A 17,419-nucleotide genomic window follows, 5' to 3' on the forward strand; every position below is an offset into this window, starting at 1 on the left:
CAGCAATGTTGCGACCTATCGCGGCGAAGTCGGCGTTTCCGTCGGCCTGATGCACCGGCTCGAAGGCGATTTCGCCCTCACGGCGGGCGTTACCTATGCCGGCGGCAATTCGACTGCGGTACGGGCGGGCATCGCCGGGGAGTTCTGAGGCGAAAGGCGGCGAGCGGCCCCTTCGGTCCCCTTCGGTCACAGTGCGGAAACGGTCGCTCGCCGTGCGCGTGCCGGGCCTTATGCGGCGTAGGCGCTGGTCCGGACGGCTTCCTTTTCGCTTTCGGGCGCATCGAGGAATTCGCGGATCGCCGCGACGCTTTCATCGGCATGGGTGAGCAGGAACAGGTGCCCGCCGCCCTCGACAGTGACGAGGCGCGAATTGGGGATCATGGCCTTCAGAATCTTGCCGTTGGCGAGCGGGACGATCTGGTCGTCCTCGCCCATCATGATCAGCGTTTCCTTGCTCATGAAGGGCAGGGCCGGAAGGCTCGTCCAGCCCATCATGCACATCAGCTGGTAAAGGTATCCGCGCGGGGAAGGGGGCTTGAGCCGACCGATATGGCTGTCCTTCTGGTGCTCGGCCCCGTCCTTGTCGACCCCGCCATAGAGCGTGGCGAAATGTTCGTTCATGAATTCGGGATCGATATAGCGGCGCGGATTGGCCATCTTGGTGAAGGCCGCCGGATTGCCCGGCACCATCGCCATGCCCGGCGTCGTCGCCATCAGGGCGAGCCGCCGCGTGCGCGCGGGATGCTGGAGCGCGAAATGCTGCGCCATCGCGCCGCCCCACGAGACGCCCATCACATCGACTTCGCCAAGACCGTATCGGCCGAGGATCTGGGCCGCGGTCCAGCTCATGGTGAAGGGGTTGTAGGGGATCACCGGTTCGGGCGATTCGCCGACGCCCGGCATGTCGAACATGACGAAGCCGCGCTCGGGCAGGGCGTCCGCAAGCGGGGCCACCGCCTCGATATTCGCACCGATGCCGTTGAAGAACAGGATGGGCAAGTGATCGGAGGGTTCATCGAGCCTCCACGCAGCAGTCCGTAGCGTCCGGCCGGCGACCTCTTCCATGGTAACGACCGCGTCTTTCATGGGGTCAGACACTATATCCCGTCCTTTCGTACCGCGCCGTTCGACCCCGCGGGTCCGGCGCTTGTCGATGGGTGGGAGGCACGCTCGTGGATCCCTCACGGGCGTGCCTCCCGTAAGCTGTTGCGCGGCGCTGTATCAGACTTCCTCGACCACGTAGAGTCCCGGCGCGGGGCCGAGCGGCTTGTATGTCGCATTGCCGAGCTTGGTCGGGGCGGGCTTCTTCCCGCCCGAGCGAGCCTGCAGCCATTCGATCCAGAACGGCCACCAGCTGCCTTTCACCTCTTCCACCCCGCCGAGCCACTCGTCCGCGGTCGCGGGGAGCTTGCCCTTCTTTTTCTGGACGAAATACTTCGCCTTGGGATTGGTCGGCGGGTTGAGGATCGCCTGCATATGGCCCGACTGCGAGAGGACGTAGGTCACGTCCTTCGAGCCGAACAGCTGGGTCGAACGATAGGTCGCCTTCCACGGGGTGATGTGATCGGTCACCCCGCCGAGGATGAACAGGTCGCTGGTCACCTTGGACAGGTCGATCCTGTGATCCGCCATCTCGACCTCGCCCTTTTTCGTAAAGGCGAGCGTTTCGTAGAGATCGAGGAAATCGCCCATCAGGCTCGCCGAAAGGTTGGTCGCGTCCGAATTCCAGTAGAGCACGTCGAAAGCGGGCGGATCGGCGCCGAGCAGGTAATTGTTGATGACATAGTTCCAGATGAGGTCGTTCGGCCGCAGCCACGCGAAACCGCGCGCGAGATCGTCGGCCTTGATCACGCCCGCCTTCATCGCGCGCTGGCGGGCGATTTCCATGCCGTTTTCGGAAACCAGCGATCCCGCCTCGATATCGGTCGCCTTGGGATGGAGGACGCACACCATCAGGGTGAGAGTGCCGAGCAGGTCGGATTTTGTCGCCGCGAGTTTCGAGGCAAGCACGCTCGCAGTCTGCCCGCCCGAACACCCGGCCGAGACATTGACTTTCTCCGACCCCGTGATCGCCGCGACCGCTTCCATCGCTTCCTCGCACGAGGCGACATAGTCCGCGATGCCCCAGCGCCCCATCTCCTTCGTCGGATTGCGCCAGGAAATGACGAAGGTCTGGATGCCGTTGTCGACCTGCCATTTCACCACCGACTTCTCGGGCGAGAGGTCGTTGATATACATCTTGTTGATCTGCGGCGGGATAGTGAGCTGGGGGATCTCGTAGACCTCCTCCGTGCTCGGGGCGTAGTGGATCAGCTCCATCATCTCGGTCCGCAGCACGACCTCGCCTTTAGAAGTCGCAATATTCTCGCCCAGCTTGAACGGGCGCTTGTCCACCTGGCTCACCATGCCCTTGTTGTGGACGATGTCGTTATAGGCGTTCTGCAGACCCTTGATCAGCGACAGGCCGCCTGAATCGATCAGCCGTTTCTGCGCGGTCGGATTGCCGGCCAGCGTGTTGGTCGGCGAAAGCCCGTCCAGGATGATATTGGCGATGAAGTTCGCCCGGTTGCGCTCCAGCTCGTCAAGCTCGAGATCCTCCAGCCAGCCGCGCATCCCCTTCTGCACGGCGAGGTAATATTGCACGCCCGCGCGGTAGAAGGGGTTGAACGCCCAGGCCGGGTCCATGAAACGCTTGTCCTTGGGATCGGGGACGAGATCGCTCTTGCCGGTCATGATCTGGACCATGTCCTCGCCCATTGACCGGGCGTGCTTGAACGCGCGCGCCGGATCGCTCGCCGTCTCGCGCAAAAGCAGCGCGACCGCGCCGACGAAATCCTCGCGTGCGACCCCGATGAGCGGCCCCAGCGCATTGGTCGATTGCGCCGCCTCGTTCTCCAGTCTTACACCGTCCGTCATCGTCGCATCTCCCCCTTGTGTGCCGCTGAAACGGCACCTTCCCGGCCCAGACTGGCGCGGCACCCATCGCTTTGCAAGCGCGAGTGCGCTGCGCCTTCCGGCACGGATCGCGCTCCCCCGCCTATCCTTACCGTTTCTTTATCCATGTCCCCTAGGATCCTTACTCGGTTGGCACCACTTCAGTTCGGGACCAGGACACGTGGCAGGCATTTTCGGGCGGATCAAACGGCAGGCCGATGCGCCGGAGGCGGAAGAGGAGGCGCCTGCGGTCGCGGCTCCGATCGCGGCGAGCGACCTTGCGCGCCGGGTCGAACTGCTCGACTCGCTCGAGGAAACCGGGGTCGGCTGGTTCTGGGCGAGCGATGCCGAAGGGCGGATGATCTATTGCTCGCCCGCCGCCATCGCGCCGTTCGAGATCACGCCGGACGAACTCGCCGCGCGCAGGATCACCGAGATCTTCGAGGAAGAGCGCAAGGAAGAGGGCAAGGGCGAGGATACCGGGCGGCCCCTGAAATTCCTGCTCGCCGCGCGCAATTCGCTCGCCCCGACGGCCGTCAGGGTCAAGCTCGGCAAGGGCGACACATGGTGGGAGATCGCAGGCAAGCCGCGCTTCGGCAGGGACGGGGCCTTTGCCGGCTATCGCGGGACGGCGCGCGACATCACCGGCACGCACGAGGAACGGCGCAAGCAGGAGCGCGCCTCGCAATACGATTCGCTTACCGGGCTCGCCAATCGCTATCGCATGAGCCGGATGCTCGACCAGACGCTCAAGGCGTTCGCGCATGCCAAACGGTCCTGCGCGCTGATGATGCTCGACCTCGATCGGTTCAAGCAGGTCAACGACACGCTCGGCCATCCGGCGGGCGATGAATTGCTCAAGCAGGTCGCCGCGCGAATCCGGCGATTGCTTGGCGAACGGGTCGAGATCGGGCGGCTGGGCGGCGACGAATTCCAGATCATCCTGCCCGACGTCGACGATCGCGGCGAACTCGGCGAGATGGCGCAGCAGCTCATCCAGATCGCCTCGCAGCCCTATTCGATCAATGGCAGCCGTGCGGTGATCGGCGTGTCTGTGGGAATCGCGGTCGCGCCCTATGACGGCATCGAGCCCGAGGAGCTGACCAAGGCGGCCGATCTCGCGCTCTATGCGGCCAAGGGCGGGGGGCGCGGCCAGCATCGCTTCTATTCGCGCGAATTGCGCGACCAGGCGAGCTTTCGGCACCAGATCGAGCAGGATCTGCGCGATGCGATAGCGGGCGACCAGCTGCGCATGCATTACCAGCCGATCGTGAATGCCCGGACCCACGAGGTCGCCTGCATGGAAGCGCTGATGCGCTGGGAACACCCGCAGCGCGGCATGATCTCGCCGGCCGATTTCATTCCCGTCGCCGAGGAAGTCGGCCTGATCCGCGAAATGGGCACCTGGGCGCTGAACCAGGTCTGCGCCGAGGCAGCGGGCTGGCCGGACACGGTCAAGGCGGCGATCAATGTCTCGGCGGTCCAGTTCGCGGCCGACGATTTCGTGGATGTGGTGCGCAAGGCGCTCAAGCGCAGCGGGATCGATCCGGCACGGGTCGAGCTGGAGATCACCGAAAGCGTCTTCATGGGCGATGTCGAACGCTCCGCGCGGACCTTCGCCGCGCTTAAGAAACTGGGCGTGCGGCTCGCGCTCGACGATTTCGGGACGGGCTATTCCTCGCTCAGCTATCTGCGCGACGCGCCGTTCGACAAGATCAAGATCGACCAGAGCTTCGTGCGCGGCTGCGCGGGTGAGGACAGCAACAATCTCGCCATCGTAGCAGCCGTGGTCAGCCTTGCCGGCGCGCTCGGCATGGAGACCGTGGCGGAAGGGGTGGAGAGCAAGGACGAACTCGCTGCCGTGACGCGGCAGGGGGCGAGCCACCTGCAGGGCGTGATCTTCTCGCGCGCCGTGCCGGGCGAGGAGATGCTGCGCCGATTCGAGGAAGGCGATCTCGTCTTCGCACCGCGCGGCCCCGAGCGTTACCGAGCCGAGCGGCGCACGGAGTTCCGCCGCATCGGGCTCATCCATGGCGACCATCGCTACAATGTCTTCCTGCGCAACCTGTCGCGCACGGGCGCGAAGATCGAAGGTCTGCTGGGGGTCGAGGTGGGGACCGAGGTGGTGCTCGACCTTGGCGGCGGGCAGCTTGCCGTGGCGGCGGTGCGGCGTTCGGATGGGGCGGTGCAGGGGGTCGAGTTCGAAAGCCCGCTGATAAGCGACGGGGCGGACGGTCTGTGCACGCGCCACCGCGTTTCGCCCTACCAGATCGAGCTGGCCGGAAAGCCGCTCGCAGCGCTCGGCGACGATCCCTATGCGGCGCTGATGACGATGCAGAATCGCGCACCCAAGGCGTTCATGGAAGTGCAGCTCGATTAACCTTCGCGCCCGCAAAAACCGCCGAAACGCGTGGTTCTTGGCGATCGATTAACCAGAAACCTTAGCCAGAGGGCAAACAGGTTCGGGTTATGACACAATCATGAAAGCGCACGCCGCCAGGGAAAGGATACGCCGGGGGAGGCAGATCGCCTCCGAAACCGAGCCCGTGCCGTCGGTCGCGCAAGGGCGCGCCAGGTCCGGGGAGGGCGCAGGGCAAGCCGCCGCGCCCTCCACGCCTCGTTCCGAGCCCGTCCCTGCGCCGCTCGAATCCTCGAACAAAGCACCGCGCGACATCCATTCCGGCACATCGCCGAACCCCCGCCCAGGGGAGGGTTCCGGCGACCGAAGGGCGCGCAAGGCCGGGAGCGACCGCCGCGCAAGCGAGCGCCGCGCCAAGCTGAGCGAGGGCGAACGCCACACCGCCCTGCGCGCCTCGGGCGCGGCACTCGCCCCGCGCGGGCAGGAGTGGTATCTGCCGCGCCATTCGCGCGCGCTGGCCCTGCTGCTGGGGCTCGCTTACGTGCCAAGCGCGATCATCGCAGGCCGGCTGCCCGAAGGCGCGGCGCTTTTTACCGGCTTCGCCTCGGTCATCCTGCTCGCCGGCGGATCGCTCTTCGCTGCGGTCGAACGGCGCGAACAGGTGAACGAATGGCTCAGGCTGGTGCTCGTGGCGCTGGGCGTGGTGCTGCCGATGGCCTGTGCGGGCTTCACGCTTTCCCAATGGATCGGTTTCGGCCTGCCGTGGCAATGGGCGGCGGCGACGGTGCTTTCGATCAACGCGGCCGCCGCGACCGTCTATCGCGCGCGGATCGTGTCGCTGTTCTCGGCCAAGATCGCGTCCTGGGCGCCATTCGTACTCATCGACCCGAGCCCGCTGATGATCGCGGCTATGACCGGCGGCGGCCTCGCACTGCTGCTGATCGCGCGGTTCGAATGGAAGGATGCGCAGCGCCGCCGCCGCAGGAGCGAGGCGCGCGAGCGGGTCGCGGCGCGGGCCGAGGACATCCTGCGCAGTTTCGAGGAAACCGGCGAGGGCTGGTTTTGGGAGACCGACCGGCGCGGGCAGCTCACCTATATCTCCCCCAAGGCCGCGCATGCCCTTGGCAAGGAGCCCGACGAGGTGATCGGTTGCCCGCTCACCGAGATCGTGCTTCCGGCCCACGATGCCTCGGATGCGGAGCGCACGCTCGCCTTCCATCTGTCCGCGCGTTCGGCGTTTCAGGATGTCGAATTGCGCGCGGCGCGCCCGAATTGCCCCGAGGACGGCAAGGGAGGCGAGGCTGATGCGCGCTGGTGGGCGTTGACGGGGCGGCCGGTTTACGATTCCTACAAGAATTTCTGCGGCTTTCGCGGCCACGGCACGGACCTCACCGAAAAGCGGCGGAGCGAGCAGCAGGTCTCGCGGCTCGCCCACTACGATTCGCTCACGGGGCTCGCCAACCGTGTCCAGATGAGCCGTGCCCTGGAACAGATCCTCGCCGCCCCGCGCGAGCGGGATCGGGCCTGCGCGCTCTTCCTGCTCGATCTCGACCGGTTCAAGCAGGTCAACGACACGCTCGGCCATCCGGCCGGCGATGCGCTGCTCAAGCAGGTCGCGCAGCGGCTCGAGCGGGTGATCGGCCCGGCCGGGCGCTGCGGCCGCCTGGGGGGCGACGAATTCCAGGTGATCGTCCCCGCGCCGCAGACGCGGGAGCACCTGGCCCATCTCGCGAACGAGATCATCGCCTCGCTCTCGCAACCTTACACGGTGGACGGCCACTCGGTGGTGATCGGTGCCTCGGTCGGGGTGGCGACCGCGCCTGAGCACGGCACGTCGGGCGAAGCGCTGATCCGCAATGTCGACCTTGCGCTTTATGCCGCCAAGGATGCCGGGCGCGGCTGCCATCGGTTCTATTCCGACGAGCTCCATTCCGCCGCCGAGGAGCGCGCCGAGCTCGAGCACGACCTGCGCGAGGCCGTCGCGCGCGGCGAGCTCGAGCTTCATTACCAGCCGGTCGTCTATGCCGCGAGCGAGACGATCGTCGGGTTCGAGGCGCTGATGCGCTGGAATCACCCGAAGAGGGGCTGGCTATCGCCTGCCAAGTTCATCCCCATCGCCGAGGATGCGGGGCTGATCGACCAGCTCGGCCAGTGGGCGCTGCGCACCGCCTGCGACGACCTGGCGCGCTGGCCCGCCGCGATCCGCTGCGCGGTGAATGTCTCGCCGCTGCAATTCGCCAATCCGGAATTGCCCAATATCGTCGCCAACGCGCTCGCCCATTCCGGGGTGGACCCGACGCGGCTCGAACTGGAGATCACCGAGAGCGTCTTCATGGGCGACAGCGCCGCGACCGATGCGATGTTCGCCGCGTTGAAGCGGGTCGGCGTGCGGCTCGCGCTCGACGACTTCGGGACGGGTTATTCGTCGCTCGGCTACCTGCGCAAGGCGCCCTTCGACAAGATCAAGATCGACCAGAGCTTCGTGCGCGGGGCGACCGAAAAGGGCAGCCGCAACGGCGCGATCATCGCCTCGATCACCAGCCTTGCCGAAGCGCTCGGCATGGACACGACCGCCGAAGGGGTGGAAACGCTCGACGAGCTCGAACTCGTGCGGATGCTGGGCTGCAGCCACGTGCAGGGATATATCTATCACAAGCCGATGGACACGCACGCGGCCGGGGCGCTGGTCGACGGCGACCGGACGGTGAAAGCCGACGGTCCGCGCGCCGCGCGCCAGGTCCGCACCAACCTGCTGCGCCGGGTGCGCGTGGCGCACGAAGGCGGGATCGCCGATGCCACCTTGCGCAACATCTCCGAGGGCGGCGCCTTGCTCGAAGGGATCTGGAACGTTGCAGCGGGCAGTCCTGTCGAGATCGAATTCGCCGCCGGTCGCCGGGCATGCGGGGTCGTGCGCTGGACCCGGGAGAACCGCACGGGGATCGAATTCGACGAACCCCTGAAGCGCCGACAGGACGGCTCCTTCGCGGTGCTGCGTGGCACGCCTGCGCGGCTCGCCGGCTAGCCTTTGCGCGCAAACTCGGCCGCGGCCCCGCCGGGAATCTTCTTAGCGAAAAACTAACCAACCGCCTTTACGCGGGGGTGATGTCAGGAACCGCTCGTTGCGTGCCCGGCCCAGCCTGCGCGGGCCGGGCCGGAGCGCAGCGGATGGAGACCGGGAGGACCGAAGCGACGTGCCCCTGAAGGGTCTGCTGTCTTCGAAAGGCGGGAGCGCTGCTGCGGAACCGGTTGCCGAGGAGGCGGCCGCGGCCGCATCGACCCTGTCCGATGCGCAGAAGCTCGCCATGCTCGAGGACCTCGAACGGTCCGGGCTCGGCTGGTTCTGGGCGAGCGATGCCGAAGGGCGGCTCGTCTATCTTTCGGCCAGCGTCGCCGAACGGCTCGGCCTCGCGCTCGAGGATCTCGTCGGCCGTCCCGTCGCGCAGATCTTCCAGCCCGCCGCCAGCGACGGACGCGAAAAGCCGCTTGCCCTGAGGCTTGGCGCGCACAAGGCTTTCTCCGGCCTCCCCGTGCGGGCTGCGGCGCGGCCGGACGGCGCGGTCCTGCGATTGGCCGGGCATCCGGTGTCCGATGCTCAAGGCGGCTTTGCCGGCTTTCGCGGGACCGGCACGGAAATCACCGAGGAATGGTACCGCGAAGAGGAGACCGAACGCCTCGCCAAGTTCGATTCGCTCACCGGTCTCGCCAATCGCCACCGTATGGCGCAGCTCATCGATTCCACTCTTACCGCCTTCCGGGCGGCGAAGCGCAATTGCGCGGTGATGATGCTCGACCTCGACCGGTTCAAGCAGGTCAACGACACGCTCGGCCATGCCGCGGGCGACGAGCTGCTGCGGCAGGTCGCCGAAAGGCTGGGGCGCGCGATCGACCGCGAATGCGAAATCGGACGCCTCGGCGGCGATGAATTCCAGGTTATGATCCCCGATCTCGACGATCGCGGCGTGCTGGGCGAGATCGCGATGAAGGTCCTCACCATGCTCAGGCAGCCCTACAGCCTCGAGGAGGGGCGCTGCGTCATCGGCTCGTCGGTCGGGATCGCCATCGCTCCGCATGACGGGGTCACGCGCGAGGAAGTGGTGCGTTCGGCCGACCTTGCGCTCTATGCTGCGAAGAATGGCGGGCGCGGGCAATTTCGCTTCTATTCGGGCGATCTTGAAAACGAGGCGATCTTCCGCCGTCGGCTCGAGGCCGACCTTGGCACGGGCCTTGCGGAAAACCAGTTCTTTCTCAAATACCAGCCCGTGATCGAGGCGGAAAGCCGCAAGGTGATCGCGCTCGAGGCGAAGATCTGCTGGAACCACTCGCAACGCGGCGAAATCGACGAGGAGGAGTTCGCGCGCATCCTCGAGGGCTCTTCGCTGGTCGGGGAAATCGGTCGCTGGGCGATCCACGAGGCGTGTTCGCATGCCGCCCGCTGGCCAGAAACGGTGCGCGTCGCGCTGGGCGTGCCGGTCCCGCTGTTCACCGCTGAAAGCTTCGTCGAGGACGTGTCCGAGGCCCTTTCCGAGGCCGGCCTCGGGCCCTCGAGGCTCGACCTTGCGATCAGCGAGGCAATCTTTTTCGGCGATGCCGATAATGTCGATCGCACGCTCGCTCGCCTGTTCAAGCTCGGTGTCCGGCTGACTCTAGACGAATTCGGTTCGGGCTATTCGAGCCTCGCCTATCTACGCCGCGCCCCGTTCGACACGATCCGCATCGACAGCCGCCTCGTCGCCGAGGCGAGCGGGGAGGACGAGCGTGAGATCGGCCTGGTGCGCGCGATCGTCGCACTCGCGGGCGCGCTCGGGATGGATACGCTTGCGGGCGGGGTGGAAACCATGGCTCTGAACGATGCGCTGGTGGGATGCGGGATCGGGCTCCTGCAGGGTCCGATCTATTACGAATCCACCCTGCGCGAGACGGTCGAGGCGGAAATCATGGGCGAAGGCTGGCGGATCGACCCGTCGAGCGAGCGGACGTGGCGCGCGCGCCGCCGAACCGTTCTGCGCAAGATCCACGTGATCCACGACGATCATTCCTATGAAGTGACCTTGCGCAACCTGTCGCGCACCGGGGCGCTGATCCAGGGCCTGATCGACGTGCCCAGGGGCACGCAATTCGTGGTCGACCTGGGTGGCGGGCAATTGGCGGTAGCGACGGTGACGCGCAGCAATGGCGATACGCAGGGACTCGAATTCGAACAGCATCTCGTCGATGACGGATCGGGCGGGCTGTGTACGCGCAACCGCGTTTCGCCCTATCTTCTCGCTTCGGCCGGCAAGCCGCTCGCCGCCCTGTCACCCGGGAGTTACAAGGCGATGCGGGGCCAGCTCGGCGAAGGCCAGCCGATCCCGCAATTCGGCTACGCCCCGAGCGCGCGGGCCGAACAGGGCTGAACCCTTCGCGCAATCACTTGCGTTTTTCTCGCATGACAGGGTGCGGGAGCGGCGCTATCTGCGCTGTCTGATGACCGACCTTTCCAAAATCCGCAATTTTTCAATAATCGCCCACATCGACCATGGGAAGTCGACGCTTGCCGATCGGCTGATCCAGGTTTGTGGCGGCCTGACGACGCGCGAAATGTCCGAGCAGGTGCTCGACAACATGGATATCGAGCGCGAGCGCGGCATCACCATCAAGGCCCAGACCGTCCGCCTTTCCTACACCGCGTCGGACGGCGAGACCTACCAGCTCAACCTCATGGACACCCCCGGCCACGTCGATTTCGCCTACGAAGTCTCCCGCAGCCTTGCCGCGTGCGAAGGCGCGCTGCTGGTGGTGGATGCGGCGCAGGGGGTCGAGGCGCAGACGCTCGCCAATGTCTACCAGTCGATCGAGCACGATCACGAGATCGTCCCCGTCATCAACAAGATCGACCTGCCCGCCGCCGATACCGACAAGGTCCGCGCCGAGATCGAGGATATCATCGGCCTCGATGCCTCCGACGCCGTGCTCACCAGCGCGAAATCGGGCATCGGGATCGAGGACGTGCTCGAAGCCATCGTCCAGCGCATCCCGCCGCCCACCGGCACGCGCGAGGCGCCGCTGAAAGCCAGCCTCGTGGACTCGTGGTACGACCCCTATCTCGGCGTCGTCATCCTCGTGCGCGTGCTAGAGGGAACCCTCACCAAGGGGCTGAATATCCGCTTCATGCAGGGCGGCACGCAGCACCTCGTCGACCGCGTGGGGTGCTTCACGCCGAAACGCACCGACCTGCCCGAACTCGGGCCCGGCGAAATCGGCTTCATCACCGCCCAGATCAAGGAAGTCGAACAGGCCCGCGTCGGCGACACCATCACCACCGTGAAGAACGGCGCGGACACCCCGCTGCCCGGCTACCGCGAGCCGCAGCCGGTGGTCTTCTGCGGGCTGTTCCCGGTCGATGCCGCCGATTTCGACAAGCTGCGCGAAAGCATCGGGAAACTGCGCCTCAACGATGCGAGCTTCACTTACGAGATGGAAAGCTCCGCTGCGCTCGGCTTCGGCTTTCGCGCCGGGTTCCTTGGCCTCCTCCACCTCGAGATCATCCAGGAGCGCCTTTCCCGCGAATACGATCTCGACCTCATCACCACCGCGCCCAGCGTCGTCTACCGCGTCCATCTCGGCCACACGAAAAACGAGGACGCGCAGACGATCGACATCCACAATCCCGCCGACTGGCCCGACGTCAACCGGATCGAGGCGGTCGAGGAGCCGTGGATCAAGGCGGTGATCTACACCCCCGACGAATACTTGGGCGCGATCCTGAAACTGTGCCAGGACCGGCGCGGCATCCAGACCGATCTCACCTATGTCGGCGGGCGCGCGCAGGTGACCTACGAATTGCCGCTCAACGAAGTGGTGTTCGATTTCTACGACCGGCTGAAGTCGATCTCGCGCGGCTATGCCAGCTTCGACTACGAGCAGATCGGCCTTCGCGAAGGCGACCTCGTCAAGATGAACATCCTCGTCAACAACGAGCCCGTCGACGCGCTATCGCTGATCGTCCACCGCTCGGTCGCCGAGGAACGCGGGCGCGGCATGTGCGAGCGCCTCAAGGACCTCATCCCGCGCCACCTGTTCAAGATCCCGATACAGGCCGCGATCGGCGGCAAGATCATCGCCCGCGAAACCATCGCCGCCCTGCGCAAGGACGTGACCGCCAAGTGCTATGGCGGCGACATCACGCGCAAGAAGAAGCTGCTCGACAAGCAGAAGAAGGGCAAGGCGCGGATGCGGGAGTATGGGAATGTGAGCATTCCGCAGGAGGCGTTTATTGCAGCGCTCAGGATGGGGGAGGAGTGACTTTGATTTCTGACGCTGCTCGGAGATTCACCTACCGAAATCCAAAGGGTGAACTTTCAATAAATTCCTTGGCTACTTTATGCGAATCCTTGAAGCGCTTTCCATTGAACGGAACAAGGGAATTCCAGACTGTTCTAGACGAGTGTCAACGTCTCGTTTTGTCTGAGCACCCGCTTGTTAAGTCAGGTGCGCTCGGCAATGCCAGAGGTCGTTGGTACGAGTGGCTGATTGCACTGGCAGCAGAGGAATACTTCGTCTCCTTCAAGCCTGCCTGCCGGTTGATACCGCTCCCAAATATAAATAGTTTCGATTGCGCTCATTTATACCAAGATGAGATTGCAGAGATCGTCACGGATTTGCGCGCTAAGGTTCTATCTGCCGGAAAGGTTGCACTTGTAACATCTAACCCTGATTTCGTTATCGTGAGAAAGGATAGAGCAAAGGGTCCTGTCACTGGGACTATCAAAGAAAAAATTGAGAAGATCGATCACTTGTACCGAGATGTTGCGCGAACTTGTTTTCTGGACGATATCCTAGGCTATGGGGCAGCTAAACTTTCGCTACGTTCGGATAGACGATATCAAATCCCGCATGAAGGCAGCTTGTTTAAAGCGTTATATCGTCATATTCAGACCCGTGAATGGCTTATCAATGCGCGTGGAATCAAATATTATGCATTGGCTATGCAGTTCACGAGAAAAGATTTGGAGGCTTTGAGGACAGTCGCGACCCATTCGATTGTAGATGTTGGCTCCCTCCCGCAGCGCGCTGTCGATGAGTCGTTTACGATAGACGGTGAAGCCGCTCTGGCCACCTCACTCTCTCAGATTCTGAATTAAGCGAAAATCGCGGAGCCTAAGGCATAGGCAAAAGCTGGCGGGACGGCATTTCCGATCTGGCGCCCAATGCTAACGATACTCGGTTTGCCTGAAACAGTCCTGAACTCCCAATCTGCGGGAAACGATTGCAGGGCGGCCATCTCGGCTGTGTTAATGCCGCGATTTTCGAAAGGATGGATGTATTTGCCTTTCGTCGGATTGTAGCCAGCAGTTCGTATGGTAGGGGCAGGTTTCCCACCTTCCATTCGGCCGAACGTGTCGTGGCCTTCATGTTTCCCCGATTGCCAGCACTTAGGGCGCATTTGCATAGGCAAGACTTTGAAGTTTCGCCCTTGTGGGATCATCGCCATACGTTCGACCATGTATGAAGCATGCCGCATACCCACGCAGTCGGCTCGTTGAAGGTTTCCGCGCGGAATCTCCTCAAAAGCTTCCGCGACGGTCTTCCACTGACTTAATGTAGCGATTGGCTCTGGCGAAAATACGTCGGGGAAAAGACCATCTTTGGTATGCGTCGGCAAAGGAAATGCCGGAGCATCCCCCTTTCGTCCCAACATGATAAACCGCTTGCGTTGCTGGGGCACGCCGTAGTCAGCCGCGTTCAAAACCTCGAAAGCGACTGAGTACCCCGATCCGGCGAACTGGGCGGTCATATATTCTACTACTTCGTTATGTCGACCCTGCGCGATGCCCGCAACATTCTCGAATATGAAGCCAGCTGGTTGTGTTCCTAGAACAATTTTCACAAAATCTAGGAACAAGTCTCCGTTTTTAGGGTCTGATTTCCCTAATTTCTTCCCCATGTTACTGAAGGGCTGGCACGGTGCTCCACCAGTTACGAGGGCGGCCTCACCGCGCTTTAGATTCGCTTTAAGCAGCAACTCTTCGGGCCGAATGGCGCGTAGGTCACCGGGCGTACGGTTCTGTTCGTCTTCGAACAAAACCCAATGTTCACGATTTTTCCGAAGCGTTTCGCGGCTGTCGGGATCGATTTCGACGCAAATGGCGGTTTCGAAGCCAGCACTCTCAAGGCCGATCTCCATGCCGCCCGCGCCGGTGAAAAGACTAATTACCTTTCCACGCTGTTCCGCCGAACCTTGGGAAATCCGTACGAACCGATTACCCGTTAGCTTACTGCGCACCGACATCCTATCCGCCCCGGGACTGACGAGTTGGGACCGCGCGTGATCTACTGACATGAAGCCTTCTCCGTTGCCGACTGGCTATTCTCTATTTGTTCCCCGCGCAACGAATTATCGCCATTTTGACGCTTTCTCTGTGGAAAGGAACGAGAGCAGCCGCTCCAGCCCCGGCTCCATGTCACATTCCCATATGATATGCACGCGCCACGCTTCTCGCTCGAGTTTCCGAATGTTGATGCAATCTCGTTCGCGGTTTCGTTCAATCTTCTTTATCCAGAATGCAGCGTTCGTAGACGGCAATTTCCCTCTTCTACAATCGTGGCCATGCCAGAAGCAGCCGTTAACAAAGACGGCTGTCCGGTAACGTGGAAGAACGATATCCGGTTTTCCGGGCAGCTTCGCGACGTGCAAGCGAAATCGATATCCTTGTCTGTGAAGGGCAGATCGGACGATAATCTCTGGCTTTGTATCGCGCGATCTAACGCGGGACATCAACTCGCTGCGTTGGTTCCTAGTAAGTCTATCGGCCATGCGAAGTAGATAGGCATCCGCGCTACACGCACCACCCCCAACCCCCTCCTCCCGGGAGGAGGGGGTTTAGCGCACCGCCTCAGGGCTGGCCGAAACCCTCATCCGTCAGCTTCCACACGGTCTTGCGCGGCTCCGGCTCCGGCTTTTCGCGCTTCGGCGGGGGCGGGTATTGTTCGTCCTTGCGCGGCCCCTCGGCCAGCCGCTGGCGCAGGTCCTCGTCGGCGCGCATCGCGTCGAGGTCGCGGTTGCGTAAGCTCTCGAAGCGGTCCCACGCCGCGCGGGTCTCCTCCGAGAGCAGCGCCCATTCGCGGGCGCGATCCTCGGCGATGGAATCGCGGAGCGCGGCGATCTTGGCATCGATGCTCGCGCGGATCTCGGCCGGGGTGACGCACGCTCGCTCGGCCTCCCATTCGGCCCGCCACTGCTTCTTGAGCCGCTCGGCCTCCATCTTGCCGACCGCGTTCAATCCTTTCGCGCCGCCTTCGGCGAAGCGGTCGGGCGCGCGGTTGCGCAGCATGAACATGAGCAGGCGGTCGTTGTAGCGCTTGCGCTTGGCGACGAGCTTGCCGTCGGAGAAGTATTCCTCCTCGACACCGTTCAGCGCGCGCTCCATGGCGACATCCTCGAGCCGTTCGACGCCGAGATCGAGCGCGGCGGCCCAGGCCTTGCGGAAGCTTTCCGCGCCGGGCTGGCGGCGCAGGTAATAGGCTCCGACCGTGCTCATATCGACGGCCTTGCAGGCTGCGGCGACCGAGCCGGTGTCGGCGAGCGCTTCGATGAAGGCGCGCTGGCGCTGCGGGGTCCAGCCGTCGTGGCGCTGGTTCTTGCGGGGCACGGGGGCGAAATCGGGCAGCTGCGTCGCGGGCACGGGCAGGCGGGCGGTGCGGGGATCGGTGCGGCGGGTCATCGGGGCGGGTGGAGCACAAAAGCGCGGGGTAGGAAACGCGGGCGCGAGGGTGCCAACCTTCACTTGGCGTTCAGCGCGGGCGCAGCTATATGCTCGCGCCATGACGACCCGGATTACGACAAAGCTCTCGCGCGCCGCCCTGCTGGGCGCGGCCGTCCTCGCCACGAGCGCCTGTGGGGGAGGCTCCGCCAATGAGGACGTCGCCTATGTCGCGCGCGACGTCGAATCGCTCTATGCCGAGGCGCAGCGGCGGCTCGATCGGGGCAACACGATCCTCGCCGCCGCGCTGTTCGACGAAGTCGAACGCCAGCACCCCTATTCGCCCTGGGCGCGGCGCGCGCAGCTGATGAGCGCGTTCAGCTATTACCTCGCGCGCGATTACAACAAGGCGATCCAGAACGCGCAGCGTTTCCTGTCGATCCACCCGGGCAACAAGGATGCGCCCTATGCCTATTACCTGATCGCGCTCAGCTATTACGAACAGATCAGCGACGTGAACCGCGACCAGAAGATCACCGAGCAGGCGCAGGCCGCGCTGCAGGAGGTGAACCGCCGCTTTCCCCAGTCCGAATACGCCGCCGATGCGCGGCTGAAGCTCGACCTTGTCGCCGATCACCTCGCGGGCAAGGAAATGGAAATCGGCCGCTTCTACCAGCGCTCGGGTCAGTGGCTCGCCGCAGCGCTGCGTTTTCGCAACGTGATCGAGGATTTCGACACGACCAGCCACACGCCCGAGGCCCTGTATCGCCTGACCGAAAGCAATCTTGCGCTCGGCATTCGGGCCGAAGCGGTGAAATATGCCGCGGTCCTCGGGGCGAATTATCCCGGTAGCGAGTGGTACGAAAAGGCCTACAAGCTCATCGACAAGCACGCCGACGGCGTCACGCCGAGCTAGCGTCGGCCTGCGCTCGGTCGGGCAATCGCTCTCGCAATTGGGCGACGCGCGCCGCGTTCACGCCGCCGTCCGAATGGCCGACCCGCGAGGCGGAGCGCACATGCACCCCGTCCTCGCTCCTGCGCAGTTCGAGGTCGTCGACGAAGCCGAAGGTGTCAGAGGCGAATTCGGCCGCGATATAATCCGCCTCTTGCCGTGTCACCGTCCCGCCCATCGCCGCGATTGCGCCGGGCAGGGCATCCCAGGCTCCCGGCGCGAACGGCTCTACCCGCTTGGACGGAGCCGTTCCCGCCTCGCTCGAGACGCAATTGGGGCTGTCGGGGCAGGGCGCGAGCGCGCCTTGCACCAGGCCCGGCGTGCTCCCCCGCTTGGAATATTGGCCCAGCACCGCAAAGCCGCCCACGCCCAGCGCCGCAAGGCCGATCAGTGTGACGGCGCCCGTCCGGATAATGTTCATTGCCTTATCCCCAAAGGTCTCCCGTCATAGCCGCCCCCGGAGCCTTTGTGAAATGGCGCGCCGCCCGGCCCGAT

At 64.1% G+C, this 17,419-nt stretch carries 13 protein-coding genes; 7 read left to right on the forward strand and 6 right to left on the reverse strand.

All coding sequences use genetic code 11. The features are described 5' to 3' along the window. Positions 1–148 (forward strand): YadA-like family protein (locus RIB52_RS13180; RefSeq protein WP_350176571.1); only part of this gene is annotated, 148 nt, incomplete at its 5' end. An 80-nt stretch (positions 149–228) separates the two neighbouring features. Here the strand turns inward: RIB52_RS13180 and RIB52_RS13185 are convergent. Together RIB52_RS13185 and RIB52_RS13190 are read right to left on the reverse strand one after the other, a co-directional pair. Further along, on the reverse strand, positions 229–1,086 hold the full coding sequence (locus RIB52_RS13185) for an alpha/beta fold hydrolase (protein WP_350176274.1): 858 nt from the start codon (positions 1,084–1,086) through the stop codon (positions 229–231). A gap of 135 nt (positions 1,087–1,221) precedes the next feature. After that, the gene (locus RIB52_RS13190) at positions 1,222–2,916 is read right to left on the reverse strand and encodes an alpha/beta fold hydrolase (protein WP_350176276.1); all 1,695 of its coding nucleotides are present in this window, start codon (positions 2,914–2,916) and stop codon (positions 1,222–1,224) included. A gap of 199 nt (positions 2,917–3,115) precedes the next feature. Here RIB52_RS13190 and RIB52_RS13195 point away from each other — a divergent pair, with 199 nt between their 5' ends. From RIB52_RS13195 to RIB52_RS13215, 5 genes are all read left to right on the forward strand, one after another. Beyond that, positions 3,116–5,314 (forward strand): putative bifunctional diguanylate cyclase/phosphodiesterase, encoded by a 2,199-nt coding sequence (locus tag RIB52_RS13195; RefSeq protein WP_350176278.1) that lies wholly within the window; start codon positions 3,116–3,118, stop codon positions 5,312–5,314. 100 nt (positions 5,315–5,414) lie between these two features. Then, positions 5,415–8,315, forward strand: coding sequence for an EAL domain-containing protein (locus tag RIB52_RS13200; protein WP_350176280.1), 2,901 nt, complete (start codon positions 5,415–5,417; stop codon positions 8,313–8,315). Between the two features lie 169 nt (positions 8,316–8,484). Continuing rightward, entirely contained in the window at positions 8,485–10,686 is a 2,202-nt protein-coding gene (locus RIB52_RS13205) for a putative bifunctional diguanylate cyclase/phosphodiesterase (RefSeq protein WP_350176282.1), read from the forward strand. A 70-nt stretch (positions 10,687–10,756) separates the two neighbouring features. Further along, complete coding sequence (lepA, locus tag RIB52_RS13210; protein ID WP_350176284.1) at positions 10,757–12,574, forward strand: translation elongation factor 4; 1,818 nt, start codon at positions 10,757–10,759, stop codon at positions 12,572–12,574. 89 nt (positions 12,575–12,663) lie between these two features. Next, positions 12,664–13,413 (forward strand): Cfr10I/Bse634I family restriction endonuclease, encoded by a 750-nt coding sequence (locus RIB52_RS13215; RefSeq protein WP_350176286.1) that lies wholly within the window; start codon positions 12,664–12,666, stop codon positions 13,411–13,413. Here the strand turns inward: RIB52_RS13215 and RIB52_RS13220 are convergent. From RIB52_RS13220 to RIB52_RS13230, 3 genes are all read right to left on the reverse strand, one after another. Then, the gene (locus RIB52_RS13220) at positions 13,410–14,612 is read right to left on the reverse strand and encodes a DNA cytosine methyltransferase (protein ID WP_350176288.1); all 1,203 of its coding nucleotides are present in this window, start codon (positions 14,610–14,612) and stop codon (positions 13,410–13,412) included. The two genes, RIB52_RS13215 and RIB52_RS13220, sit on opposite strands and share 4 nt — an antisense overlap. Before the next feature lie 54 nt (positions 14,613–14,666). Beyond that, on the reverse strand, positions 14,667–15,086 hold the full coding sequence (locus tag RIB52_RS13225; protein WP_350176290.1) for a very short patch repair endonuclease: 420 nt from the start codon (positions 15,084–15,086) through the stop codon (positions 14,667–14,669). Positions 15,087–15,165: 79 nt separating this feature from the next. After that, positions 15,166–15,993, reverse strand: coding sequence for a hypothetical protein (locus RIB52_RS13230; protein WP_350176292.1), 828 nt, complete (start codon positions 15,991–15,993; stop codon positions 15,166–15,168). 100 nt (positions 15,994–16,093) lie between these two features. On the opposite strand from RIB52_RS13230, the gene RIB52_RS13235 reads away from it, so the two are divergent. Beyond that, positions 16,094–16,888, forward strand: a complete 795-nt coding sequence (locus RIB52_RS13235) for an outer membrane protein assembly factor BamD (protein WP_350176294.1) — start codon at positions 16,094–16,096, stop codon at positions 16,886–16,888. Here RIB52_RS13235 and RIB52_RS13240 read toward each other — a convergent pair. Further along, a complete protein-coding gene (locus tag RIB52_RS13240) occupies positions 16,875–17,345 on the reverse strand; it encodes a DUF1499 domain-containing protein (RefSeq protein WP_350176296.1) in 471 nt (156 codons plus the stop codon). The genes RIB52_RS13235 and RIB52_RS13240 overlap by 14 nt on opposite strands. Between the last annotated feature and the right edge of the window lie 74 nt (positions 17,346–17,419).

Source organism: Erythrobacter sp., from assembly GCF_040217515.1.
GTDB lineage: Bacteria > Pseudomonadota > Alphaproteobacteria > Sphingomonadales > Sphingomonadaceae > Erythrobacter.